Origin of the sequence: Methanocaldococcus jannaschii DSM 2661 (assembly GCF_000091665.1) — an archaeon.
Taxonomy (GTDB): Archaea; AGJL01; Methanococci; order Methanococcales; family Methanocaldococcaceae; genus Methanocaldococcus; species Methanocaldococcus jannaschii.
This window is the reverse complement of the sequence record NC_000909.1, coordinates 1,014,179-1,039,514: the sequence shown is the minus strand read 5'-3', so window position 1 is coordinate 1,039,514 and position 25,336 is coordinate 1,014,179. Positions and strand designations below refer to the sequence as shown.

Annotated in this window: 25 protein-coding genes, 1 tRNA gene and 1 CRISPR repeat array; of the genes, 17 read left to right on the top strand and 9 right to left on the bottom strand. The window is 30.4% G+C overall.

The window, feature by feature from the left end:
* The first annotated feature begins 128 nt into the window (after window positions 1–128).
* The 6 genes from MJ_RS05880 to MJ_RS05855 all read left to right on the top strand — a co-directional run bounded on the left by MJ_RS05880 (window position 129) and on the right by MJ_RS05855 (window position 7,623).
* Window positions 129–893 carry a hypothetical protein gene (locus MJ_RS05880; RefSeq protein ID WP_010870610.1) on the top strand — a complete coding sequence of 255 codons (765 nt, stop codon included), beginning with the start codon at window positions 129–131 and terminating at the stop codon, window positions 891–893.
* 1 nt (window position 894) lies between these two features.
* A tRNA-Arg gene (locus tag MJ_RS05875) sits at window positions 895–971 on the top strand.
* A 39-nt stretch (window positions 972–1,010) separates the two neighbouring features.
* A complete protein-coding gene (lysA, locus tag MJ_RS05870) occupies window positions 1,011–2,318 on the top strand; it encodes a diaminopimelate decarboxylase (protein WP_064496723.1) in 1,308 nt (435 codons plus the stop codon).
* A 323-nt stretch (window positions 2,319–2,641) separates the two neighbouring features.
* Entirely contained in the window at window positions 2,642–3,667 is a 1,026-nt protein-coding gene (gene argC / locus MJ_RS05865; RefSeq protein ID WP_010870608.1) for an N-acetyl-gamma-glutamyl-phosphate reductase, read from the top strand.
* Window positions 3,668–3,894: 227 nt separating this feature from the next.
* A CRISPR array of direct repeats spans window positions 3,895–4,695; the repeat unit is 31 nt; unit sequence ATTTCCATCCTCCAAGAGGTCTGATTTTAAC.
* 474 nt (window positions 4,696–5,169) lie between these two features.
* Complete coding sequence (locus MJ_RS05860) at window positions 5,170–6,432, top strand: tRNA(Ile)(2)-agmatinylcytidine synthase (RefSeq protein WP_064496722.1); 1,263 nt, start codon at window positions 5,170–5,172, stop codon at window positions 6,430–6,432.
* Window positions 6,433–6,465: 33 nt separating this feature from the next.
* Window positions 6,466–7,623: a YcaO-related McrA-glycine thioamidation protein gene (locus tag MJ_RS05855; protein WP_010870606.1), complete on the top strand. Its 1,158-nt coding sequence runs from the start codon at window positions 6,466–6,468 to the stop codon at window positions 7,621–7,623.
* Between the two features lie 113 nt (window positions 7,624–7,736).
* Here the strand turns inward: MJ_RS05855 and nifB are convergent, their stop codons facing one another.
* Together nifB and MJ_RS05845 are read right to left on the bottom strand one after the other, a co-directional pair.
* Window positions 7,737–8,639 (bottom strand): FeMo cofactor biosynthesis protein NifB, encoded by a 903-nt coding sequence (nifB, locus tag MJ_RS05850; RefSeq protein ID WP_010870605.1) that lies wholly within the window; start codon window positions 8,637–8,639, stop codon window positions 7,737–7,739.
* 131 nt (window positions 8,640–8,770) lie between these two features.
* Window positions 8,771–9,415 (bottom strand): HoxN/HupN/NixA family nickel/cobalt transporter, encoded by a 645-nt coding sequence (locus MJ_RS05845; protein WP_010870604.1) that lies wholly within the window; start codon window positions 9,413–9,415, stop codon window positions 8,771–8,773.
* A gap of 281 nt (window positions 9,416–9,696) precedes the next feature.
* On the opposite strand from MJ_RS05845, the gene cbiM reads away from it, so the two are divergent.
* The 4 genes from cbiM to MJ_RS05825 are packed head-to-tail and all read left to right on the top strand — an operon-like array spanning window position 9,697 to window position 12,382.
* Entirely contained in the window at window positions 9,697–10,398 is a 702-nt protein-coding gene (gene cbiM, locus MJ_RS05840; RefSeq protein ID WP_010870603.1) for a cobalt ECF transporter S component CbiM, read from the top strand.
* Window positions 10,399–10,686 (top strand): energy-coupling factor ABC transporter substrate-binding protein, encoded by a 288-nt coding sequence (locus MJ_RS05835; protein WP_010870602.1) that lies wholly within the window; start codon window positions 10,399–10,401, stop codon window positions 10,684–10,686.
* Window positions 10,687–10,735: 49 nt separating this feature from the next.
* Complete coding sequence (gene cbiQ / locus MJ_RS05830) at window positions 10,736–11,533, top strand: cobalt ECF transporter T component CbiQ (protein WP_064496721.1); 798 nt, start codon at window positions 10,736–10,738, stop codon at window positions 11,531–11,533.
* Window positions 11,534–11,542: 9 nt separating this feature from the next.
* Window positions 11,543–12,382: an ATP-binding cassette domain-containing protein gene (locus tag MJ_RS05825; RefSeq protein WP_010870600.1), complete on the top strand. Its 840-nt coding sequence runs from the start codon at window positions 11,543–11,545 to the stop codon at window positions 12,380–12,382.
* A 1-nt stretch (window position 12,383) separates the two neighbouring features.
* On the opposite strand, the gene mvk is transcribed toward MJ_RS05825, so the two are convergent.
* From mvk to MJ_RS05790, 7 genes are all read right to left on the bottom strand, one after another.
* Window positions 12,384–13,322: a mevalonate kinase gene (mvk, locus tag MJ_RS05820; protein WP_010870599.1), complete on the bottom strand. Its 939-nt coding sequence runs from the start codon at window positions 13,320–13,322 to the stop codon at window positions 12,384–12,386.
* A 13-nt stretch (window positions 13,323–13,335) separates the two neighbouring features.
* The gene (locus tag MJ_RS05815) at window positions 13,336–14,358 is read right to left on the bottom strand and encodes a nucleotidyltransferase domain-containing protein (RefSeq protein WP_010870598.1); all 1,023 of its coding nucleotides are present in this window, start codon (window positions 14,356–14,358) and stop codon (window positions 13,336–13,338) included.
* On the bottom strand, window positions 14,355–15,875 hold the full coding sequence (locus MJ_RS05810) for a hypothetical protein (protein ID WP_244409375.1): 1,521 nt from the start codon (window positions 15,873–15,875) through the stop codon (window positions 14,355–14,357). Before MJ_RS05810 ends, MJ_RS05815 begins: the two co-directional genes overlap by 4 nt.
* Before the next feature lie 34 nt (window positions 15,876–15,909).
* On the bottom strand, window positions 15,910–16,758 hold the full coding sequence (gene aroE, locus MJ_RS05805; protein ID WP_010870596.1) for a shikimate dehydrogenase: 849 nt from the start codon (window positions 16,756–16,758) through the stop codon (window positions 15,910–15,912).
* 88 nt (window positions 16,759–16,846) lie between these two features.
* On the bottom strand, window positions 16,847–17,428 hold the full coding sequence (locus tag MJ_RS05800; RefSeq protein ID WP_010870595.1) for a flavodoxin family protein: 582 nt from the start codon (window positions 17,426–17,428) through the stop codon (window positions 16,847–16,849).
* A 69-nt stretch (window positions 17,429–17,497) separates the two neighbouring features.
* On the bottom strand, window positions 17,498–17,860 hold the full coding sequence (locus MJ_RS05795; protein WP_010870594.1) for a helix-turn-helix domain-containing protein: 363 nt from the start codon (window positions 17,858–17,860) through the stop codon (window positions 17,498–17,500).
* A gap of 18 nt (window positions 17,861–17,878) precedes the next feature.
* Window positions 17,879–18,280: a secondary thiamine-phosphate synthase enzyme YjbQ gene (locus tag MJ_RS05790; protein ID WP_064496720.1), complete on the bottom strand. Its 402-nt coding sequence runs from the start codon at window positions 18,278–18,280 to the stop codon at window positions 17,879–17,881.
* A gap of 160 nt (window positions 18,281–18,440) precedes the next feature.
* Between MJ_RS05790 and MJ_RS05785 the strand changes: the two genes are divergently transcribed.
* From MJ_RS05785 to trpE, 7 genes are all read left to right on the top strand, one after another.
* The gene (locus MJ_RS05785; protein WP_064496719.1) at window positions 18,441–18,833 is read left to right on the top strand and encodes a hypothetical protein; all 393 of its coding nucleotides are present in this window, start codon (window positions 18,441–18,443) and stop codon (window positions 18,831–18,833) included.
* Window positions 18,834–19,010: 177 nt separating this feature from the next.
* Window positions 19,011–20,204, top strand: a complete 1,194-nt coding sequence (locus MJ_RS05780; RefSeq protein ID WP_010870591.1) for a tripartite tricarboxylate transporter permease — start codon at window positions 19,011–19,013, stop codon at window positions 20,202–20,204.
* A gap of 1 nt (window position 20,205) precedes the next feature.
* Complete coding sequence (locus MJ_RS09635) at window positions 20,206–20,385, top strand: hypothetical protein (RefSeq protein ID WP_064496718.1); 180 nt, start codon at window positions 20,206–20,208, stop codon at window positions 20,383–20,385.
* 92 nt (window positions 20,386–20,477) lie between these two features.
* Window positions 20,478–21,182 carry a flippase-like domain-containing protein gene (locus tag MJ_RS05770; RefSeq protein ID WP_010870590.1) on the top strand — a complete coding sequence of 235 codons (705 nt, stop codon included), beginning with the start codon at window positions 20,478–20,480 and terminating at the stop codon, window positions 21,180–21,182.
* A gap of 89 nt (window positions 21,183–21,271) precedes the next feature.
* A complete protein-coding gene (gene serS / locus MJ_RS05765; protein WP_010870589.1) occupies window positions 21,272–22,837 on the top strand; it encodes a serine--tRNA ligase in 1,566 nt (521 codons plus the stop codon).
* 33 nt (window positions 22,838–22,870) lie between these two features.
* Window positions 22,871–23,884 (top strand): ATP-binding protein, encoded by a 1,014-nt coding sequence (locus MJ_RS05760; RefSeq protein ID WP_010870588.1) that lies wholly within the window; start codon window positions 22,871–22,873, stop codon window positions 23,882–23,884.
* Between the two features lie 8 nt (window positions 23,885–23,892).
* The gene (trpE, locus tag MJ_RS05755) at window positions 23,893–25,317 is read left to right on the top strand and encodes an anthranilate synthase component I (RefSeq protein WP_010870587.1); all 1,425 of its coding nucleotides are present in this window, start codon (window positions 23,893–23,895) and stop codon (window positions 25,315–25,317) included.
* Window positions 25,318–25,336: the final 19 nt, after the last annotated feature.

Here is a 25,336-nt window from a genome sequence, read left to right as displayed (position 1 = left end):
ATTGCTTATTAATAGGCGTAGAAATGATAAAGCCCGGGTCGCCTAGCCAGATAGCATGGGCGAGATGATGAATATGTTGCATCCATATAAGAAGAATAAAAAAAGAATGGGTTATTCCTTATGGTTGGTTGTATGAAAAGTATATTGTTGAAGGTCTGAGTGATAGGGAAATTGCATATTTGATTGGTTGTGGTAAGGCAACAGTTGTGCGAGCAAGGCAAAAGCATGGTATATATAGGGAAGATGTAAAAATGTGTGATGATTATACTTTAGATAACATTTCTGAAGATTTGCGTACATTTATCGATGGATTGTTACTTGGTGACGCATGTATTACGGAAAAAGGAAACTTATTGATTACACAGAATAAGCGATATGATTGGTTAGAATATGTCAAACATCGATTCCAACAATTTGGGCTTAATGTATATTTTCACTGTTATAAGTATAAGCGTAGAACTTCTGAGGTAATTGCTGATTTATATGTTTTATCAACGAGTAGGTATGAATTGTTTAGGCAATTAAGGGAAAGATGGTATCCAGATGGAATAAAAAGGATACCGAATGATTTGGTAATAAATGATGAAGGATTAGCACAGTGGTATCTTGGTGATGGAAGCTTAACAAAACAGAAAAATGGTTATAAGTTAGAATTATCTACACATGGCTTTACATTGGATGAAAATAAGTTTTTGCAACAAAAACTAAAATTATTGTATGGATTTGATTTTCGTATTTCAAAGAAACATCAATACAGATATTTGAGGTTATTTAAAAGTAAGCAAGTGCATGCTTTTTGTAGTATAGTTGAACCATTTATACCACCTTCATATAGGAATAAAGTAAGATGTTTACATGATTACCAATGGTTGAAATCATGGGATGTAATATAGAGCCCGGGTCGCCTAGCCAGGATAGGGCGCTGGCCTGCGGAGCCAGTTTTTTCAGGGGTTCAAATCCCCTCCCGGGCGTTATTTTTATTTTATCATATAAAGAATTGGGTGAAAATAATGTTTTTAGGTAATGACACAGTAGAGATAAAGGATGGAAGATTCTTCATAGATGGGTATGATGCAATTGAATTAGCAGAGAAGTTTGGAACCCCCTTATATGTGATGTCAGAAGAGCAAATAAAGATAAATTACAACAGATACATTGAAGCTTTCAAAAGATGGGAAGAAGAGACTGGGAAGGAGTTTATTGTTGCCTATGCATATAAAGCAAATGCAAACTTAGCTATAACAAGATTGTTAGCTAAACTTGGCTGTGGAGCAGATGTTGTTAGTGGAGGAGAGTTGTATATAGCAAAGCTATCAAACGTTCCTTCAAAGAAAATTGTTTTCAACGGAAATTGTAAAACAAAAGAAGAAATTATAATGGGTATTGAAGCAAATATAAGGGCTTTCAATGTTGATAGTATAAGCGAATTAATCTTAATAAATGAGACAGCAAAAGAGTTGGGAGAAACTGCTAATGTAGCTTTCAGAATAAACCCTAATGTCAATCCAAAGACACATCCAAAGATTTCAACTGGTTTAAAGAAAAACAAGTTTGGTTTGGATGTTGAATCAGGAATTGCAATGAAAGCAATAAAAATGGCTTTAGAGATGGAGTATGTGAATGTTGTTGGAGTTCATTGCCACATTGGTTCTCAATTAACAGATATAAGCCCATTTATTGAAGAAACAAGGAAAGTTATGGATTTTGTTGTTGAATTAAAAGAAGAGGGCATTGAGATTGAAGATGTCAATTTAGGGGGAGGTTTAGGAATTCCCTACTACAAAGATAAACAAATCCCTACTCAAAAAGATTTAGCTGATGCAATAATAAACACAATGTTAAAATACAAAGATAAAGTAGAGATGCCAAATCTCATCTTAGAGCCTGGAAGAAGTTTGGTAGCTACTGCTGGCTATCTATTAGGAAAAGTTCATCACATAAAAGAAACACCAGTAACAAAATGGGTTATGATCGATGCTGGAATGAATGACATGATGAGACCGGCAATGTATGAGGCATATCATCATATAATAAACTGCAAAGTTAAGAATGAAAAAGAGGTTGTAAGCATAGCAGGAGGTTTATGTGAGAGTAGTGATGTTTTTGGTAGAGATAGAGAGCTTGACAAAGTAGAGGTTGGTGATGTATTGGCTATATTTGATGTTGGAGCTTATGGAATTAGTATGGCTAACAACTATAACGCAAGAGGAAGACCAAGAATGGTTTTAACAAGTAAGAAGGGAGTATTCTTAATTAGAGAGAGGGAAACTTATGCTGATTTAATTGCTAAGGATATAGTTCCACCACATTTATTGTAATCCAATCTTTAATTTTTTATCTATTCTTTTATTTTTTAAACTGAAAATATTATAAAGAGCATCTATTAGATTTAAAAGGAATCCATCTAAAATCCTGTTTTTTTACAAAAAGTTTATTAAAAACTAATAAAATCTAAACGCCTTCCTATAGAAGCCATTCATTATATTCCTCTTACTATAAGGTTCGTTCAAAGGTTTTATAAAAAATCTTAAATTATACATTGAGAATTATAATTAAGTTAAGTCTGGAAATATTATTAATATTAATTAGGATATTTATTCCCAAAGAAAATCCTAATAATAAAAAGAAAATTGGTGAAAGGATGAAAGAAGTTGCTATAATTGGGGCTACTGGCTATACTGGGGCAGAGTTATTGAGATTATTAGCAAATCATGAAAAAGTTAATGTAACATATATAACCTCAAGAAAAGAAGCTGGAAAGCATGTTTTTAAAGTTCATCCTCATTTAAAAGGTATTGAAAAGTATAAAAACCTATGTTTTACTGGAGATATTGATAAGGTTGATGCTTATTTGGTATTTACTGCAACTCCACACGGAGCTTCAATGGATATAGTTCCAGATTTTATTGAGAGAGGGATGAAAGTTATTGACTTAAGTGGAGATTATAGATTTGAGGATTTAAGCTTGTATGAAAAATACTATAAGATAAAACATAAAGGATTACCTGATGTAAAAATTGCTTATGGATTGCCAGAATTACATAGAGAGGAAATAAAAGAAGCTCAACTTGTAGCAAATCCTGGATGTTTCCCAACTGGAGCTATTTTGGCAGTAGCTCCATTAGTTAAAGAGAATATTATAGAGGAAAGGATTATATTTGATTCAAAAACGGGAGTTAGTGGAGCTGGAATAAAGCCAACGGAAACAACCCACTTCCCAAATGTAAATGAAAATATAAACCCATACAAAATAACAACCCACAGACACACTCCAGAGATTGAGAAGGAGTTAAAAAAGCTTGGAAAGGCTAAGGTTTCATTCACTCCTCACTTAGCTCCAATAACAAGAGGAATTTTAACAACTGCACACACATTCTTAGCTAAAGATGTTGATAGAGAGGAGATAATTAAGATTTATGAAAAATTCTATGGGAGTGAGGTTTTTGTTAGGATATTTTCAGAAGAGATTCCAAAATTAACATGGGTTAGAGGAACAAACTTCTGTGATATCGGAGGATTTGAGATTGATGAGCATGGTAGATTGGTAGTTATCTCAGCAATAGATAATTTAGTTAAAGGAGCGAGTGGGCAAGCAATACAAAACATGAATATAATGTTTGGATTTGATGAAAAAGAGGGGTTATTTGATGTAGGGTTAAATCCATAATTATTTTTAATATTTTTTGGCGATGTATTAAGTATATTTTATCTTCAATATTAAGAAAATAACTCCTATTTTATAATTGCTACCACTACAACAAGTTTCCATTCCGAATCGGTCTGATTTTAATCATCTGGATATAATTCCTCTAATAATCTCTCAATTTTATTTCCATTCCGAAACGGTCTGATTTTAATCCTCTCCAGAGGAGGCGGAGAAGGTTAAAAAATAAAGTTTCCATCCTCCAAGAGGTCTGATTTTAACATGAAATTAAGAGCTGAACATAAATTGAAAATCAGAATATTTCCATCCTCCAAGAGGTCTGATTTTAACAAATAAAGGAATAAACAAATCTGCATTACCTACAACTGTAGAAAAAATTTCCATCCTCCAAGAGGTCTGATTTTAACTGAATTCCACGCCCCACCCTCTTAATTTCAAAGACCCCCATTTCCATCCTCCAAGAGGTCTGATTTTAACATATTCATAGAAGAACTTAAAAAAACAGGATTCAAATTTCCATCCTCCAAGAGGTCTGATTTTAACTAAATTTAAATCTATCGATATACAACTGTAAAAAAGATTTCCATCCTCAAAGAGGTCTGATTTTAACATTTGATGAAACGGAATATTCACGGTTTGAATATACTGTTAAATTTCCATCCTCCAAGAGGTCTGATTTTAACATTTAATTGAAAAATATAGTGATGAATTTTTATATGAATTTCCATCCTCCAAGAGGTCTGATTTTAACCATCTTTCATTGCTTTTCTCTCAGCATCTCCCCAAGCAGTATTTCCATCCTCCAAGAGGTCTGATTTTAACTCAATAAATAGCACTAAAAACGAGATTTTATTCTTTATTTCCATCCTCCAAGAGGTCTGATTTTAACAAATAACTCTCTAACTATATCTGATAATAAAAAGCTCATTTCCATCCTCCAAGAGGTCTGATTTTAACTAGGTTTAAAAAGGGTTGATTATTTGAAAGAGAAATATAAAGGATTTCCATCCTCCAAGAGGTCTGATTTTAACAGGGCAATCATTCACAACATAATATACTTCATCACTCTTAATATTTAAGCTTTTCTATACCATATTTTTCTAAGGATAAATAACCATCTTACAATATAAACCTTTTAGTATTTAAAATTTTATCTCTTTACTAAAACAGAGTATTTTTATCTCCTTAAATTCAAAAATTTAACTTGTCTGTTAGAGAAATCTTATTTACTTACCTAATTAATCCTAATTTTTAAAAATCTGAATAATTCAATAAACTCAAATATTTTAAACAATCAAACCAGCTAACCCTTAGAAATTAAATAAAAATCCTTTGAACTAATTAATAAATTCTAAATACTCTTATTTTCAAAATCCAAACATATTCAACAAGACAATCCATTAACCAAACAACAAAATTAAAAATCCTAAAACCCAAATAATAAATTATAAACAGACTTCTATAAGTAATTTGCCACACTTCGTAATAACTTAAAGGTGGTTATGATGTTTATTGGCATTGATGATACAGACAGCCCAAATAAATACTGCACTACTTATATAGCGACATTATTAATAGAGGAGTTAAAAGGTTGTGGCTATAGCGTAGATATGCCAAAACTCATCAGAATGAATCCAATGGTCAAATATAAGACAAGAGGTAACGGAGGAGTGGCAATACATATATTAGATGAGTTATATTCAAAAGATAAAGAGGAGATTAAAAATATAACCATTAGTTTGGTTGAGAAATATACAGATTTTGAATGTGAAAATACAAACCCAGGCATTGTATTTTTAGACGAAGCAAAATACAAAGAAAATAGAGAAAAACTTACCAACTATTACAAAAAAGTTCTTTATGACATAGTTAGCGTTGATTATGCTGAAAAATTTATCTTAAAAGTTGGAGGGGAGTTTATAAAATATAAGTTAGGGAGGGGTATAATTGGAGCTTTGGGGGCTATATCATCAACTCCCCCATACACATATGAGCTTTTAGCTTATAGAAAAAAAGAGATGTGGGGAAAAAAGAGAGAGATTGATGAAAAAAGTGTCATAGAAATGGATAAGGAAACTTTTCCTTATACCTTTGACAACTATGATTATGAGAATGAAAAAATCTTAATAGCTCCAAACACACCATGCCCTGTTTTATTTGGAATTAGAGGAATTGATGCTGAAATCCTATTAAAGGCCATGCATAAAATTGAAGGAGAAAAACCTGAAAGATTTATGATTTTTAAAACAAATCATGGAACCGACGTGCATTTAAGGAAGATGAATATTAAAGACATCTACCCAAACACTGGAGTTATTGTTTATGGAAGAGTTGTAGAGGAGCCGAGAGATATAGAGGGAGGACATGTAATATTTAAACTCTCAGATGGAACTGGAGAAATCGATTGTATGGCTTATGAACCAACAAAAGGATTTAGAGATATTATAAGAAAGCTGATAGTTGGTGATTACATAGCTGTTTATGGAACTGTGAGGGAGAAGCCATTAGGGATAAATATTGAAAAAATAAAAATCTTAAAGTTGGAGAAGAAATTTGTTAAAGATAAGAGATGCCCATACTGTGGAGGCACGTTAAAAGCAAAGGGTAAAAAAGCTGGATACAAATGCAAAAAATGTAAAAAAACTATTGCCTATGATGAAATTAAAATGATAGAGGTTGAGAGAGATTTAAAAACTGGATTTTATGAAGTGCCTGGCTCTGCACGAAGGCATTTAAGTAAGCCAATACAGTTAATAGATTTAATTTAATTAAATAATTTAAAAATCTTAGAGGTTTTTAGTATGGATATAAAATATAAATTAGCAAGTTATAGAATTTGCTCCCCAGAAGAGACATTTGAAAAAATTCAAGAGGCATTGAAAAAGATTGAGACAGTAGAAATTAAAAATATACAGCATTTAGATAAAGTAAATATCCCTGTCTATTATTTAAAAAGGAGAGTTGTTGTAGATGGGAAAGAGGGAATAGCCATACACTATGGAAAGGGGGCTAATGATATCCAGGCAAAGGTCTCTGCATGCATGGAGGCGATAGAGAGGTTTTCAGCAAGTTATGATAAAAATAAAGTTAAAGAAAAGCCAGATAATCCAATAAATGTTGAAGATTTAATATTGCCCCAATATGCAGATAAAAATGTTAAAGAATGGGTTGAAGGGATTGATATCATAAATAATGAAACTATAGATGTCCCAGCAGACGCTGTTTTCTACCCAACATCTGGAAAATTATTTAGAGGCAACACTAACGGCTTAGCAAGTGGAAACAACTTAGATGAGGCAATTTTACATGCTACTCTGGAGATTATTGAAAGGGATGCATGGAGTTTGGCAGATTTAGCAAGAAAAATCCCAACAAAGATAAATCCTGAAGATGCAAAAAACCCATTAATCCATGAATTGATTGAGAAATATGAAAAAGCTGGTGTTAAGATAATTTTAAAGGATTTAACATCAGAGTTTGAGATTCCAGTTGTTGCTGCAATAAGTGATGATTTAAGTAAAAACCCTCTAATGCTGTGTGTTGGTGTTGGATGCCACTTACATCCAGAGATAGCTATTTTGAGAGCTTTGACTGAAGTGGCTCAAAGTAGAGCCTCTCAATTACACGGGTTTAGGAGAGACGCTAAATTGAGAGAAGAATTTACATCAAAAATTCCTTATGAGAGATTGAAAAGAATACATAGAAAGTGGTTTGAGTTTGAGGGGGAGATAAATATTGCAGATATGCCAAACAATGCAAGATATGATTTAAAGAAGGATTTAAAGTTTATAAAAGATAAACTTTCAGAATTTGGATTTGATAAATTGATATATGTAGATTTAAATAAGGTTGGGGTAGATGCTGTAAGAGTAATAATCCCAAAAATGGAAGTTTACACCATAGATAGGGATAGATTATCAAGAAGAGCTTTTGAAAGGGTTAAAAAGCTTTATTATTAAAATTTTAGTATATTTCAAAATATTTTGGATTAAGTATGGACTTAATGAACGCCTTCTTATAGAAGACGTTCAAATTTTCATTATTATTTTTAATTACTTTTGAAAGACACTAATTAATGAGAAAAGTGCTTTAATTCAAAAACATTGAGTTTTTTGTTTTTTTCTTTAAAGAACTCTTCTAATATTTTCCTCTCTTTTATTAAACCAACTGCATCAGCTCTGCACTGCCCACAAGCTCTAAACTGTGGAATGTATTTTTCACATTCCTCTCTAACTTTTTTTAGCTCTTCACATGTTGGAGGTCTTAAATGGCTCATTTTATATAGGGGGATTAGAGGGATGATATTTTGTATATAAACAAAATCCTTCAACTCTTTAGCTATATCTACCACATGATTCATATTTATCTCTGGAATTAAGACGGTATTAATCTTTATTATTAAATCTTCATCATAAGCTTTTTTTATCCCATCTATTTGATTCTCTATCAATATCTTTGCCCCTTCAATCCCATAATGGACTTTTTTATCATAATAAACCCATTCAACTATTTCCTTCAAAATCTCTGGGTCTATAGCATTCACAGTTACAGTAACTGTCTTTACATTTAAATCAGCCAATTTTTTATAGTATTTATTTAAAAGCAAACCGTTTGTAGAGAGGCATTTTATAAGGTTTGGGAACTTTTCATCAATAATTTTTAAGGTCTCAAATGTCTCTTTATTAAATAAACTATCTCCAGGTCCAGCAATACCAACAACCTTAATGTTTGGAATCTCTTTCAACACCTTGTTTAAATAACTTTCAACATCTTCTGGTTTTAATACTGATAAAGCCACACCTGGTCTATGCTCACATGCTTCTTTGCCCAAACTCCTTCTGCAGAACTTACATGCAATATTACATCTTGGAGCAACTGGGAGATGAACCCTTCCAACTTTATCGTGAATTTTTTCGTTAAAGCAGGGATGAACTTTTGTTATATGGGCAAATTTTGACATTTTATTTTTGTCCATAATATCACTGCATAAATTTTCATTTTTTGAACATTACTAAATTGGAAAAGGACATATATTAATCTATGCAATTTCTAATATACATTTGAATATACAAATTTGTATTTCTAAAATAAAAAATAGATAAACAATTAAACAATCGCATGTTCAAGAATTGGATGGGCTATAGTATATAATCCAATCAATATTATAATGCTGCCACTTATTAGAGGAAGTTTTGATACTTTTCTATTTCCAACATATTTTTTAATCAATTCCTTACTTTCAACAAAGGCAACTGCTAAGCCAGTTAATGAGATTGCCAGCCCAATGCTAAATATCGCAACATAAATTAAGCCATCAATTAAATTTCCTGATGATATTGATAATAATAAAACCGCTAAAGCTGCTGGGCATGGAACTAAGCCAGCAGATAATCCTAAAGTGATAACTCCCTTTTTTGTATCTACTTTATGTTCATGTGGGTGAAGATAACTTCTTATTATCCAAATTCCTACGGCAATTAATATTAAACCTCCAACAACGCTCATCATATCATGAACTACATCAACATTTAAGCTCTCCAATAAATAAATTGATAAGATTCCTAATAAAAATATTACTGCTGTGTGGGATATGGTTATTGTAGTTCCTAATAGGATGGCATCTTTTAAATCTGCTTTAGTTCCCAATATATAGGCGGCAACAACACTTTTTCCATGTCCTGGCTCTAAAGCATGCAACATTCCGAGTATGAATGCAGTGATTGCGTATAAAAGTTCCATAATCATCACCATAATAACTACTTTTTATATATCTTTATTTTTAGTAATACTTAATATTACCTAAGTTGCCTTACTATTTAAATAGTTTATTACTAAAAAAGAAAAATTAATCATTATTAAAAATGTCTTTAATTTAAATAAGTAATAAAAAATATGAAAAAAACAAAATAACTCATTAATAGTAACAAAATTAAAGTTTATTTTATTAATAATAAAATACCGTTAAATTTATATAAGATAAAGAGTACTATAAATGTGTTAAGTTTTTTTGAATTATATTCAGGGGTGATAACTTGCACATAATGGAGGGATATCTCCCACCAATGTGGTGTGCAGTTTGGTGGGTTCTCTCAGGTATTGTAATTGCCTACGGTATTGTTAAATTAAAAAAACTACTTGAAGAAAGTCCAGAAATGAAGCCATTAGTTGCAATATCTGGGGCATACATGTTTATATTGAGTTCCTTAAAGATGCCATCAGTTACTGGAAGTTGTTCTCACCCATGTGGTAACGGTTTAGGGGCAGTGTTATTCGGTGTTCCAATAACTGCTGTGTTAGCGGCTATTGTTCTATTGTTCCAAGCGTTATTCTTAGCTCATGGAGGTTTAACAACACTTGGAGCTAACGATTTCTCAATGGGTATTGTTGGACCTGCCGCCGCAGTGATTGTATATAGATTATGTATGAAGGCAGGTTTAAGCTCTACAGTTGGAATATTCTTCGCGGCATTGTTTGGAGACTGGCTAACTTATGTCACAACTGCTGTTCAGTTAGCACTTGCATTCCCAATCCCTTCATTCACAGCGGCATTTACAAAATTCATTGTAATTTATGCATATACACAAGTTCCATTGGCAATTGCAGAAGGTATATTGACAGTTATAATATGGGACTACATTAAGAAATTAAGACCTGACTTATTGTTGAAGTTAGGAGTAGTTCCAGAAGAGGAGTTAAAACCATATTTAACCCCCTCTCCTGCAGGAGGTGAGTAAATGGAAACAAAACATATAATTTTATTGGCAATAGTTGCAATAATTATTGCCTTACCTTTAATAATCTATGCAGGTAAAGGTGAAGAAGAAGGATACTTTGGTGGTTCTGACGACCAGGGTTGTGAAGTTGTGGAGGAATTAGGATATAAACCATGGTTCCATCCAATATGGGAACCACCAAGCGGAGAAATTGAAAGTTTATTGTTTGCTTTACAAGCAGCTATTGGAGCAATAATTATCGGTTACTATATCGGCTATTACAACGCAAAAAGACAAGTAGCTGCTTAATTCTTTAATTTTTTACTTTTTTAAATTTTAAAATTTAAAGGTGGGTTTTATGAAGCATAACATTGTTGATAATGTTGCTTTTAGTAACAAATTGAGGCATGTTAATCCAAAATTAAAGGTTATATTTGCCCTATCTTTACTTTTAATATCTGTTTTTTCAACTTCGTTTATAGTTCCATTAATAATATTTTTTATAAATTCAATACTACTACTGTTTAAAGCAAAAGTCCCAAAGAAGATTTATGCCGTGTTTGTAGGTATTCCTCTTGGATTCGGTATATTAAATTTAGTAATATTTGCATTTTTATTTGGGACAGTTGAATGGTTTAAAATAAATGTTTTTGGCTTTGAAATTCCTGTGTATAAAGATGGGATTGAATTAGGACTTTTATTATTTGGAAGAATGCTTGGTGGAGTTAGTAGCATGTTATTTTTGGCTTTTACAACACCAATGGTTGAATTATTTTATATATTTAGAGAGTTGAAGATGCCCGATGTTTTAGTTGATATGATGATGCTTATATATAGATACATCTTTGTTTTATATGAAGAATATGAAAAGATGAAATTTGCTCAGGAATCAAGATTAGGAACCTCAAACTTAAAATCAACATACAAATCTCTTGGTGCCTTAGCCGCTCATTTGTTTATTAGAGCATGGGAAAAGGGAGAAAAACTAAATATTACAATGATGTCAAGATGTTATGATGGAAAAATAAAGTTATTGCAAACAATTGAAAATCCCTCAATTAAATATATCTTATTCATTGCAATATTCGATATATTTTTAATAATATTGGCTTATTTAACAAAGGACTTTACACTAACATCATACATAAAAATTTAGGTGGAATAAATGTATATAGTTGAAACAAAGGATTTATATTTTAGATATCCTGATGGAACAGCGGTTTTAAAAGGAATAAATTTTAAAGTAAAAAAAGGAGAAATGGTCTCTTTACTCGGCCCTAATGGAGCTGGAAAATCAACCTTATTTTTACACTTCAATGGAATTCTAAGACCTACAAAAGGAGAGGTTTTAATAAAAGGCAAGCCAATAAAATATGATAAAAAAAGCTTGGTGGAAGTTAGAAAGACGGTTGGATTGGTGTTTCAGAATCCCGATGATCAGATATTCGCCCCTACAGTTAAGGAGGACGTGGCATTTGGACCTTTAAATCTTGGCTTGCCTAAAGAAGAAGTTGAGAAGAGAGTTAAAGAGGCGTTAAAAGCTGTAGGAATGGAAGGTTTTGAAAATAAACCTCCTCATCATTTAAGTGGAGGACAAAAAAAGAGAGTGGCTATAGCAGGTATTTTAGCTATGCAGCCTGAGGTTATTGTTTTGGATGAACCAACAGCTGGCTTAGACCCTGTTGGAGCATCAAAAATAATGAAACTTCTATACGATTTGAATAAAAAGGGCATGACCATAATAATCTCAACGCATGATGTAGATTTAGTTCCTGTCTATGCTGACAAAGTTTATGTTATGTATGATGGAAAAATTTTGAAGGAGGGAACACCAAAAGAAGTTTTTAGCGATGTTGAGACTATAAGAAAGGCAAATTTAAGATTACCAAGGGTAGCTCATTTAATTGAAATTTTAAATAAAAAGGATAATATTCCAATTGAATGGGGATTTACAATTGGAGAGGTTAGGAGGAATATTGTAAATTATCTAAAAGAGAAATGTTAATTTAATTCATCATTCTGCAGTTAAAAATCCTTACATCTTCTTTATTTAGTTCTTTTAAAAGCTCTTTCTCTTTTTCTTCATTAACTAAGATTATTACACATCCTCCCCCTCCAGCTCCAGTTAATTTTGCCCCAAAACCAAATCTATTCCCAATATCTACAATTCTATCAAGTTTTGGTGTTGAGATATTTAGCTTTTTTAACAACTCGTGGTTTTTAGTCATCAATTTCCCAAAATCTTCTTTATTTTTGATTTTTAAAGCTTCATCAATAACTTTGTCTATCTCTTTAAATATCTCATCTTTATTTTCAATCTTGGCAACTTCATTAACTAACTCAGCAGTTTTTTTCTTCCTTTTTTCAGCATAAACAATTAAAAACTTGCAATTTTTTAAAAATTCTTCAAACTCTCCTTTAATTTTTCTAAACTTGTTGTTTTTTATTTCTAAGATACCTTTATACGTTATTGTCGAAGTGTCTGTAATGCTTGCCTTACCTTGGATTTCTTTCTCAACCATATATCCAAGTTTTGCAATCTCATCATCTTTAAGCTCTTTATTATAAAATCCACTTACAGCTTTTATAGTTCCAATTGTTATTGAGGCAGAGCTTCCCAAACCACAACTTATTGGAATTTTTGAGCTAATGTTAATTTTAAAACCAGTTTTTGGCTCTATATTTAAATAATCTAAAGTGTTTTTAATTGCACAGAGGCAGTATTTAAAATCTCCAAAGTTATTTGGATTGATATTTTTTATCTCATTTAAGTTCAAACCTAAGCTTTTATTCAAGTCATTTAGGTTTAAAATTATCTCATCTTCTTGTGTTTCTTTTATTTCTATGGTTGATGTTAAATCAATAGCCATAGATATAGCTCTATAACCATAAACAACTGCATGCTCTCCGAATAGTATAACTTTTGATGGTGTTTCAATTATCATAACAAGCCCTATTTTATCTTTTTATTTTTATGTATTCATTAAACGCCTCTCTTGTAGTTCCTACAACAATCCTCTTATATCTTTCTCCACTTTTATCAATAACCTCCTCCAACTTTCCTCTTGCTACAATCTCCTCTCCATTAAAGCACTGCCCAGCATAGGTGTGAGTGAAAGAAACAACTTCCTTTATATCTTCATCATTGTAGCACTCTATTTTATAAACTGCTGGATTATCAAAGGCAAAATCATCATTTAAAACTCTTCCCTCTATTTTTGCAAATCCTAAGTTTTTATATCTCTTATCTCCATATTTTTCAGTTATCTCATCCCATTCCCTTGTAAATAATAAGTCAAACATTGTGTTATCCACAATTCCTCTGTTATATTTCCTTTTTTCATAGAATACAAATTCTTCGTAGGTTAAAGTTTTATCTTTAATCCTTTTTTTATAGGCAATTTTCCAAAAATCATCAGATAGTGGTTTTAACTTATTATCTTCAAATGCCTGCTTTAATGCTTCTCTTGCTTTTTTGTGCATATCTTTTCCATAAATTACAAAGTCAATATCTGAATTTTTGTTGTTTAATTTTAACAATAAAGATCCGCTAACTCCCATGCTTTTAATTGGAACTCCATAATCTTCCAATATTAGAGCTAATTTCCTACATTTTTCTTCTAATTCATTTAAATTATTTTCTTCGTTAATAATTTCATTTAATCTTTCTTTTGGTCTTAAAATTCTTTTAACATCTTCTTTTGGAATAGCATGCATTAAAACATTGATTGTTTCATCATAATATAAGTATTTGCTAAATTTTTCCTCTAAAAACTTATAGGCAATTTTGCTTTCAGCCATCTTTATATACTTTCTTCCATTAATCTCTCTAATGTTATTATCTTCTATTTTAAAATCTACAAACTCATATGGGACATATCTTAAAAATGCAAAAAATTTATTTTTTGGATGGGCATAGGTATTTACTGCAAAATATAAACCTTCAGTCGTTTCTATAAAGTCCCTAATTCTAACCTTCATGATACCACATTTGATTTTATCTTTTCAATTCTTTTTGTAACAACTTCAGTATATAGCTTTCTCAATAACTCAATATCTAAATTAATCTCTCCATTTTCAACTATGAATGGGATGATATATTCTTTAATATCTTTATAGAACAATTTTGAATCTTTTATTATGTAGTCTTTAAATGAGGCGTTACTTATAACTAAAGCACCAAAGTTTTTGATATATTCAATTATGAGTTTATAAGCTTCATCTTTTGATTTAGAAACTTTAATATTGCATTCATTGGCTAAAAATCTACAAATGTCTTTTCCTTTGATTTTATAATATGTTACTGTATCCATCACTGTGATAATATTCTTAAATCCAGCATTTTTAATCTTTTTGATTAGATTTTCTATGGAGTTTGGTGAAAGATTGTGCATATTATTTAAAACACTTATAGCATCTATAATAACAATTCTTCTTGATGGTTTTGGTGGATAAATTCTTCTAAATATCTTTTCCTCTTTAATATATTCTCCAAGATAAGAAACAATCTCACTATCTACCAAATATTCTTCTAAATCATCTACTGTTGTAAATCTTGTTGAATACCATGAAGGTGATGAAAGATTAGCAAGCTTATTTAATACATCTTTCTTTATTTTCATTAGTCGTTCTTTTTCTTTTAGTTTGTTGTATAATTCTTTTAATGTAATTTCTTCATCTATTTTTAAATCCATCAGAACTTTCAATAAATATCCTTCTTCAAATGTTTCTAATCCAAAGTTTTCACAGATTCTTTTTAATTCCATATATTCTTCAAGTTCTTTTTTGCTATTAACCCCTATAGCTTTTGCTATCTTATATTCATCAGCATCTCTAAACCCTTTACTTAATGCATCGTTGTATTCGTAGGCATCTTTAAATCCTCTATTTAAGGCATCTTTATATTCATTAGCGTCTCCAAAACCTGCTTTTAACGCATTTTTTAATTCATCAAAATCACTAAAACCTTTTTCTATTGCAAAGTAATATAGTTCAGCATCATTTGAAAATTCCCGATTCTCCAAAATTCCATAATATAAATATTCTATTATATATTTATCGTCCAATCTTTGTGCAATTCCTTCTTTTACAAGTTCTTCAAGTCCTCCAATAAAACCAAGGTCTTTAGCCTTTTTATACTCTTCTATAGATTTAAATCCAGATGATTTGTATTTTTTATATTCGTTGATATCTCCAAACTCTAAGTATTCATAATACTCCTCAGCACTTAATCCTAAAGATTTTGCTTCAATTAAATCTTCCAATGTTTTGAATCCATCAGAAGGAATATAAAATATAACCCCATTATCAACAAAGAAAAATATGTCTTCTAAATTATCTTTATATCTGCAAATTACGTGTTTCCCAAGGACTCTATGCGCTTCAAGAAATTCTTCAACATTCTTAACTTTTACTTTTGGTAACTCTTCTATTTCATCCACATCAATATATTTTATTAAATTTGCTCTTATTTTTAGTATATTTTTATCTTTACCCATGTTATCCATCCTCTATTAAATTTATTAAATATTTTTATTTAGTTATCTTATCAATTATTGCGTTTTTCATAACTTCTATATTTGGTTCTACACCAGTCCATATTTTAAATGCAACTGCTCCCTGATATATCAACATTCCTAACCCGTTTATTGTTTTTGCATTAACTTTTTTTGCCTCTTTCAATAAAACCGTCTCCAATGGATTATAAATTAAATCCATAACCACCATATCCTCTCTCAACTTCTCTGCTTTAACTATTGGTTCAACATCAATATTCGGATACATTCCTATTGGAGTAGCGTTAATTATTATATCAACTCCATCTAAATCCACATCTAATCCACTGAATTTAACTTCTTCACCAAATTTCTTATTTAATTTTTCTGCTATTTCTTTAGCTAATGCTTCAGCTTTTTCAACGGTTCTATTGGCTATTATTATGTTATTATCTTTTGCTAATTCAAATGCTACAGCTCTTGCAGCCCCTCCAGCTCCATAAATAACTATATTTTTGTCTTTAACTCTTCCAATTTCTTCCTCTAAAGCCATCCTCGCCCCAATACCATCAGTATTATAGCCGATTGCTTTCCCATCCTCTATTTTTATAGTATTAACAGCCCCAATTAATTGAGCATCTTTATCTATCTCATCCAAATACTTCATAATCTCTATTTTATGAGGGATTGTTACATTAAATCCAACTATTCCAAGGGCTTTAGCCCCATCTATTACATACTTTAAATTTTCTGGCAACACATCAAATGCAACATAAACATAATTTAATCCTTTATCTTTAAAAGCTGCATTGTGCATAATTGGTGAGAAAGAATGTTCTACAGGATGTCCAATCAACCCAATAACCTTTGTTTTAGCATTTATCATATTATCACATTAAATTAGTTTTTATAATTAAAAATTGTAAATTACAAAGAGAAGGTAAAAAATAAATATCAAATAACACAAAAGTGTTTTATTTTTTAATTAATTTAACAACTTCAGCTACCTTTTTACCTAAGTTTCTTGCTGTTTCTAATCCAATGTCATCATTTTTACAATCTCCAGGAGCTTTTCCTACTCCAGTTCCTCCATAATGAGCTGTTGGGTCGTTATCACCAACAACTATCATTGAATGGATTAAGAAAAAGTTGTGTATCTGTTGAATTGTTGTTTCTTGCCCACCATTTCTACTTGCTCCAACTGCTACAGCTCCACCAACTTTATTTCTTAATTGAAATCCTATTCTTAAAGGTCTTGACCTGTCCATCAACATCTTTAACTGAGCTGAAACTCCTCCGAAATAAACTGGCGAACCAAGAATAATTCCATCAGCTTCTTTCATCTTCTTCAATATTTCATCAACATCATCAATTATTGGGCATTTTCCTTCCTCTTTACACATATTACATCCGATACATGGATTTAATTCTTTATCAGCTAATGAGATAAATTCTGTTTCAATTCCTTCCTCAGCAATAGCATTTAAAGCCTCTCTAACTAATAGGGTTGTATTTCCTTCAGGTCTTGGACTACCACTTATCCCTATAACTTTCATACTCTCTCACCTATGGACATAAATTCTGACCTAATGTATTTTATCAGAAATAGGTTTTAATAGTTTTTCTCATTTCCTGTTTTCTCTAAAATAGGTTAGCCATTTTTTAACATTCTGATACCAATCATCCAACAACTCTTCAATAATATCGCTCACCCTATCCAAATCAACAGCATTATATATATACTTATACCCAACTTTCTCCGTCACTTTTCTTCTATCAACTAAACCACAATTCATCAAACTTCTTAAAGCTTTCTGAACAGTAGTTCTGTCTCTATTAACTCTCTCAGCTATCTCTAACACACTACCCTCTCCATTTTCTAAGAGGTCAAAATAAACTCTTATTTCAATCTCTTGCAATCCTAAAATACATCTCATTAAATCTTCAATTGTAAATTTTTTTAGTCTATTTATAATAAATTCTTTCATGATATCACAATGAAATAATTATTTATCACCTATTATCTTCACATAAAACTCTCTCCTTCTCGGCCCATCAAACTCTGCAAAAAATATTCCCTGCCAAGTTCCTAATAATGGCTTTCCATCTTTAATAATAATTGTCTGAGAACAGCCAACTAAAGAGCTTTTTATATGTGCATCTGAATTCCCTTCTAAGTGTGTAAAATTCCAATTTTTTGGAATAAGATGAGAGAGAAAGTTTATAATATCATGCTTTACTGATGGGTCTGCATTTTCATTTATAGTTATTCCAGCGGTTGTGTGAGGAACATAGATAACTGCTATTCCATCTTTAACTTTTGATTCGGAGATTGCTGATATTATATAAGGAGTTATATCTACCAATTCCTCTCTTTTGTTGGTTTTTATTTGATATTTAAATAGCATTTTTATCACCAACAAGATTTTATATCCGCAATACCCAATTAAATTTTTGATATGTTTTTGATTTGATGTGATAAGACCTTAATTAAATTTTAAATATTAAACTTGAATAGTTATAATTTATAGTTATAATTTAATAATTTAGAACATGGAGGGAAAGATTATGAATATCAAACATAAGATACCAATTTTATTATTGGTTTTATATATTGCTCTTGGAGTATTTATACAATATAATGGAATCTCAGAGTTTAAGTCTTTACCGTCCCCAATATATGGTGGAGACTACTATTATCAGATGGGTGTTATTTGGCATATTAGAGATGGAGGGAATCCATTAGAGAGCTCTTCAATGATTGGTGGAATGCCAGGTTATCTTCCATTATATGCTTATCTCTGTGCTAAATTTTGTGATTTACTCAATTTAGATACAATGAAAGGGATACTTTATTTCTCTGTAGTGCTATTTATTATGACGAGTGTTATATGGTTTTATTTGTTTAGAGTTTTATTTAAAGATGATTGGGTTGCTTTAATTGAAGTAGTTTTAGCATAATGTACTAAACTATATTGAATACTTAAACTATAAATATGGATTATTCTTTTATAAAGTCGTTAAAGAGTGTAGTAAAGAACTAATAAAAAAGGAATATCATAATCACACTGTCACTAACTTTAAACTTTATTATTACATTCATTTTTAATTTTAAAAAACTTAAAACAGAGTGAAACAATGCTAAATCTCCTATATTTAATCTTAGGTATAATCTGCGGAACTATAACTGGTTTATTTCCAGGCATTCATCCAAATAATATTGTTGCTTTATCATTCTTAATTTTACCTTATTTTGGATTAGACAATTATATCCCATTTTTAATTGGTTTGGTTATTACTCACTACTTTATAAATTTTATCCCTTCTGCTTTTTTAGGAGTCCCTGATGATGAAACTGCTGTTTCTGCTTTACCAATGCATAAATTAACTTTAAATGGAAATGGATATGAAGCTATTGTATTAGCTGGATTTGGAAGTTATTTAGGAGTAGTTTTTTCAATACTCATAAGTTTATTTTTAATGTCAATTTTGCATTTTGATGTTAGGGCATTTTACTGCTCAATTAAAATATTTATCCCTTTTATTTTAATTGCCTTTATTCTATATCAAATTTTTACAGCAAAATCAGTTTGGGAGGTTTTGGTTATATTTCTATCAGGAATTTTTGGAATTGCAGTTTTATATTGCAGTGAAGCATTTAATATAACCTTAACGGCAATATTTACTGGGATGTTTGGAATTCCACTGCTTATAAATAATTTAAAGACATACAAAATAAAAAGTCAGATGATGGCATTTCCTGATTTTGAATTAAAGTTTTTAAAATCATCATTTTTTGCATCTGTAGCTGGATTTTTTAGAATATTTTTGCCTGGAATAAGTGGAGCTCAGTTAAACTATATTTTAAGTAAAATTTTAAATGAAAGGGATTTAAAAAACTTTATAGTGTCTCAAGGGAGTATTATTTTGTCTAATGAGGTTTTTTCCCTATTGGCAGTTATTTTTATTGGAGTTGGAAGAAGTGGAGTTGCAAGGGCGATACAATTACTAAATGCCAATATTAATATAAACACAGCAATATTTTCTATTTTGATATCTTCTACAATAGCCATAATTATCTTGTTAAATTTATCAAAATATATTCTTCTTTTCATTAGAAAAGTTAATTTTAAATTTTTATCGTTATTTTTTATTATCTTCTGCTCACTTGTAGTAATTATTGGAAGCTATAACACTTACTTAATTTATCATATTATTGTTTATTTAACTGCAATTTATATAGGGCTTTTAGCAGTGAAAAGTAACACTAATTTATCAAATATGATGAACGTCTTAATATTTCCAACGATATTATATTTTTTGAGGGGATAAGATGGACTTAGAGGGACAGATTTTAAATAAAAGAACAATAGTTTCTTTTGTTATATCGTTGGGCATAATTTTATACATATTATCAAAAATTGATTTAGATAAATTAGTGTTAATTTTAAAAAAACAAACATTTTTTATTATTTTTTGCAGTAGTAATGTTTTATATCTCAATCCTAATTAAAAGTTATCGTTGGAAAATCTTTTTAAAAATACCAACATTGATTTAGAATTAAAAGATGCATTTTTAATATATTTTTAATATATTATCTTTCAATGTTTATAAATTCATTAGTTCCTGCTAAGTTAGGGGATGTTTATAGAGGATATCTATTAAAAAAGAAAACAAATGAATCAATATCTTTAGGAGTTGGAACTGTTTTCATTGAAAGAGTTTTTGATTTAGTAGCTATGATTTCTCTTCTATTTATCTCTGCCTATTTATCATTTAAATCAGATATTCCAAAGGAAATTCTTTATTCAATAAAATGGGGGGTTATTATAATCTTATTCTTGATTATTTTGATTTTTGGTTTTTTAATAGTTAATAGTAAGATAAATTTAAAAAATAAAAAATTAGAGGCAATATTGATGAACTTTGAAAAGGGCTTAAAAGCGGTGAAACTAAATACCCTTCCTTTATTAATAACTTTATCATTTACTGGGTGGTTTATTGAGGGACTAACTGTCTATTTTATATTTCTATCATTAAATCTAAATTTAGAAATCTTATTTGGAGTATTTTCTGATTTAGCATCTTCGTTATTAACTGCTATCCCTTTAACACCTTCTGGATTAGGGGTCGTTGAATATGCATTAATTTATATATTAAAACTAAAAAATATAGATTATAGTGGAGCTTTTGCAGTCCTTATTTTATATCGTTTAATATCATATTTCTCAATTGTTTTGTTTGGTGCGATAATGTTTTATATCGTTGAAAGAAATATTCTAAAAGAACCTAAAAATGAGAAATATTAAATTAAACTGTATTTCTAAAAACACAATAAAAAACATAAATACCTAATTATCAATTCAATAAAAACAATAAGAGTGTTATTGGTGATAAAATGAAACTCACATTTGATTTAGATGGGAAGATAATATTTAGTAAAGAGTTAAGTGAGGAGGCAAAAAATGCTGTAGAGGAAGTTTTAAAAAATGCAGACAGCATATTCTTAAAAGGTGTTCCAAAGGGTAAAGAAAATGAGGCATCAAAAATAAAAAGCTATGAGTTTGAAGGAAACATTTTAAAATTAAAAATTGCCTCTGGAACTTACACAAGAGCTCATGAAGGATTAATTAGATTGAGAAAGCCGTTAGCTGAAAAATTGGGAAGAAACTTTAGAATTGGAGTTAGAGGAATTGAGATAGATAATTATGTAATAACAATTGAAACAGATGAAGATAAAGCTAAAAAATTAGAAGGCATTAAAGTTCCAGAGTGTGAGGCAAAAGTTGAAGGAAACAAAATTATCTTAACTTTTAAGGACATTGGAGAGAGTGAATTAAAAAGAAACATTATAGATAGAGCAATAAAGTTCGTAAAAACAGAGTTGGAGAAAGAAGAAGAGGATTTAACATTCAAAGTTTGTAAAATTCCACCTGGAACAATAGTTAGTGAATATAAGGCAAAGAGAAAAATAACATTTGATAAAGACCCAACAGATGTTGCTGAAAAACTTGGATGGGTTAAAAAATTCCCAGGAAGAGGACAGTGGTTCTATACTCCACCAATAACAGCATTGTTTAGAGCTTTAGAGGAGTTAATAGTTGAAGAAGTTGTTAAAAAGATTGGATTTCAAGAATGCCTATTCCCAAAACTCATTCCATTGGAGATTATGTATAAGATGAGATATTTAGAGGGCTTACCAGAGGGAATGTATTACGTATGCCCACCAAAGAGGGAGCCAGAGCTTTTTAAAGAGTTTGTAAATGAGATGATGATTAAAAAAGAGATTCCAATTGAAAAATTAAAAAATCTATTGAGAGATCCAGGTTATGTGTTAGCCCCAGCTCAGTGTGAGCCGTTCTATCAATTCTTTGAGGGAGAGGTTATTGATGTTGATAAACCAATAATGTTCTTTGATAGAAGTGGATGGACTTATAGATGGGAAGGAGGAGGGGCAAGAGGTTTAGACAGAGTTAATGAATTCTTGAGGGTTGAGTGTGTTTGGATTGGAAGTCCAGAGTTTGTTGAAGAAACAAGAGACAAAACATTAAAATATGCTGAAAAATTAGCTGAAAAGCTTGATTTAGAGTATTGGGTTGAGGTTGGAGATGACCCATTCTATTTGGAGGGTAGAAAAAAGGAGGATAGAGGAATAGAATTCCCAGACGTGCCAAAGTATGAGATGAGGTTGTGGTTACCGCATATAAAAGATGAGAGGAAGGGAGTTGCTGTTACATCAGCGAATGTGCATGGAACACACTTCGTTGAGGGCTTTAGAATTAAAGATTATAAAGGAAGAAGAGTTTGGACTGGTTGTACTGGATATGGAATAACAAGATGGGTTGTTGGTTATTTAGCTCAATATGGATTTAATTTTGATGACTGGCATCCAATAATAAAGAAGAAGATTAAAAAGCTTCCAGAAGTTCCTCAATTGATAACTTGGCCTAAGAAGGATGAATAAATTTCTTTAATTTTTTAACCTTTTGGTGATAATATGAGATTTTATAATAGGGAGAAAGAACTTAACTATCTAAAGAATTATGTTCAATTAGAACCAAACTCTATATTATTTGTTTATGGTCCCAAATCATCAGGTAAATCTACCGTAATGATGAGAGTTATTAAAGAATTGGAAAATAGTAATATTGTCTTTTTCTACTACAATCTAAGAAAATATGCGACCCCCACAAAAGATGAGTTTTTGAGTATATTTTTTGAAAAATCAGATAAAAAATATCTATTAAATAAGTTAGAAATTAATCTGAAAATCTTTAAGTTTGGTATAGAGGAAAATTTTGATTTTAACAACATAAAACTAAATGATGTTTTTGCTAAAATAAATGAGAGCATAAATACAGTTATAAAAGATGGAAAAAGGCCTGTTTTGGTCATAGATGAACTTCAAAAATTAAAAAATATTTACTTCAATAGTGGAAAATCTTTATTAAACGAACTATTTAATTTATTTGTCTCTTTAACTAAGATGGAACATCTATGCCATGTTATTTGTTTAACATCTGATACTTTATTTATTGATAATGTCTATAGAAACTCTTCTCTATCAGAAGCATCAGAGTATTATCTAATAGACTGGCTAAAAAAAGATGATATTAAAAAAATCCTAAAAGAAGAAGGATTTAATAAAAAAGAAATAGATTATTGCCTAAATTATTTATCATTACCTTATGAGATTTCTCAATTAATAAATAATAAAAAATTAGGATTATCAGTTGAAGAAACTATAAAACGATGGATAAATATTGAAGCGGATGGGATAAAATATTTAATAGATACTTCCGATTTAAATGAAGAAGAGATTTATAAAGTCCTTTCTAAATTTAAGGATAAAATAAAAATTAACTATAAAAAAGATGTTAAAAAAGAGGAAATGAAATATATAAAATTTTTAATTGAAAATGAGATTTTGTTTTATGACGTTATTAATGGGATAATTAAGCCTACATCGGTAAAGAAATGGTATGCCATAAAAGAAATTTTGGATAAATAGGTGATTTAATGATAATTAAAAAAATAAAAATGGATGTTTGTCCATTAGATGTTTATGAGCAAATTAGGGGAGAGAATACATTTTTGTTAGAATCAGCTGAAGGAGTTCCAAAGGTGGCAAGATACTCAATCTTAGGAAAAGCTGAAGGAAAAGTAATATTTAAAAATGGAAAGCTGAAAGTTGAAAGCTTTACAGAATTTGGAGATAAAGCTAAAGATTTAGAAGGGAAATACGAATGTCCCTTAGACGCTTTAAGAGAGGTTAGAAATGAATATCTTAAATACATTGATATATCTAACATTGAGCCAATACCAAGATTTAAGGGGGGTTTAGTTGGGTATTTAAGCTATGATATTATCAGATACTGGATAGATTTATCAAATATCAACCCAAAGCCAATAAATGATTTAAAATTTCCAGATGCAGAGTTCTTTATTGTTAAGGACTTTATTTCATTTGATTTAAAAGAGAAAGTAATTAATTTAATAGCAGAGGATGATGAAGGTATTAGAGAACTTGAAAGAATTATAAAAAATGCAAAAATTGGAAATAATGACAATAAAGAAGAAAAAACTACAGAAAATAAGGACTTAAAAATAAAATCTAACATGAGCAAAGAGGAATTTATTGAGGCGGTTAAAAAAGCTAAGGAATACATTTTTGCTGGAGATATCTTCCAAGTGGTTTTATCAAGAAGGATAGAGATAGATTTAGATAACTTAGACCACTTGAAAATTTACAAAAAAGTTAGAGAGATAAATCCTTCCCCATACATGTATTACTTAGATTTTGGAGACAGAAAGATTATAGGTTCATCACCAGAGATTTTGGTAAGGACAGATTATAAAGATAATAAAAGGCTGGTTATAACAAGACCTATAGCTGGAACAATTAGGAGGGGTAAGACAGAAGAAGAAGATAAAGAGTTAGAGAAAAAGCTGTTAAGTGATGAGAAAGAGAGGGCAGAGCATGTTATGCTTGTAGATTTAGCAAGGAATGATATTGGAAAAATATCAAAATTTGGAACTGTTGAAGTTACTGATTTCATGATTATTGAGAAATACTCCCATGTTCAGCATATAGTAAGTAATGTTGTTGGGGAGTTAAAAGACAATTATGATTCATTCTTAGCTGTAAAAGCTACCTTCCCAGCGGGAACTTTAAGTGGAGCACCAAAGGTCAGAGCGATGGAGATTATTGAAGAGCTTGAAAAAACTTGGAGAGGACCTTATGGTGGGGGAGTTGGCTATTTCGGATGGGATGATTTAATGGATTTGGCTATAACAATCAGAACCTTTGTAATCTCGAAAAATAAGGGATATATTCAAGTTGGTGCTGGAATTGTAGCTGATTCAATCCCAGAAAATGAATGGGAAGAGACAGAGAGAAAGGGAATGGCTAACGTTAAGACGATTGAGAGTTTATTGAAATGATAAGTTTAGAAATGGTTTT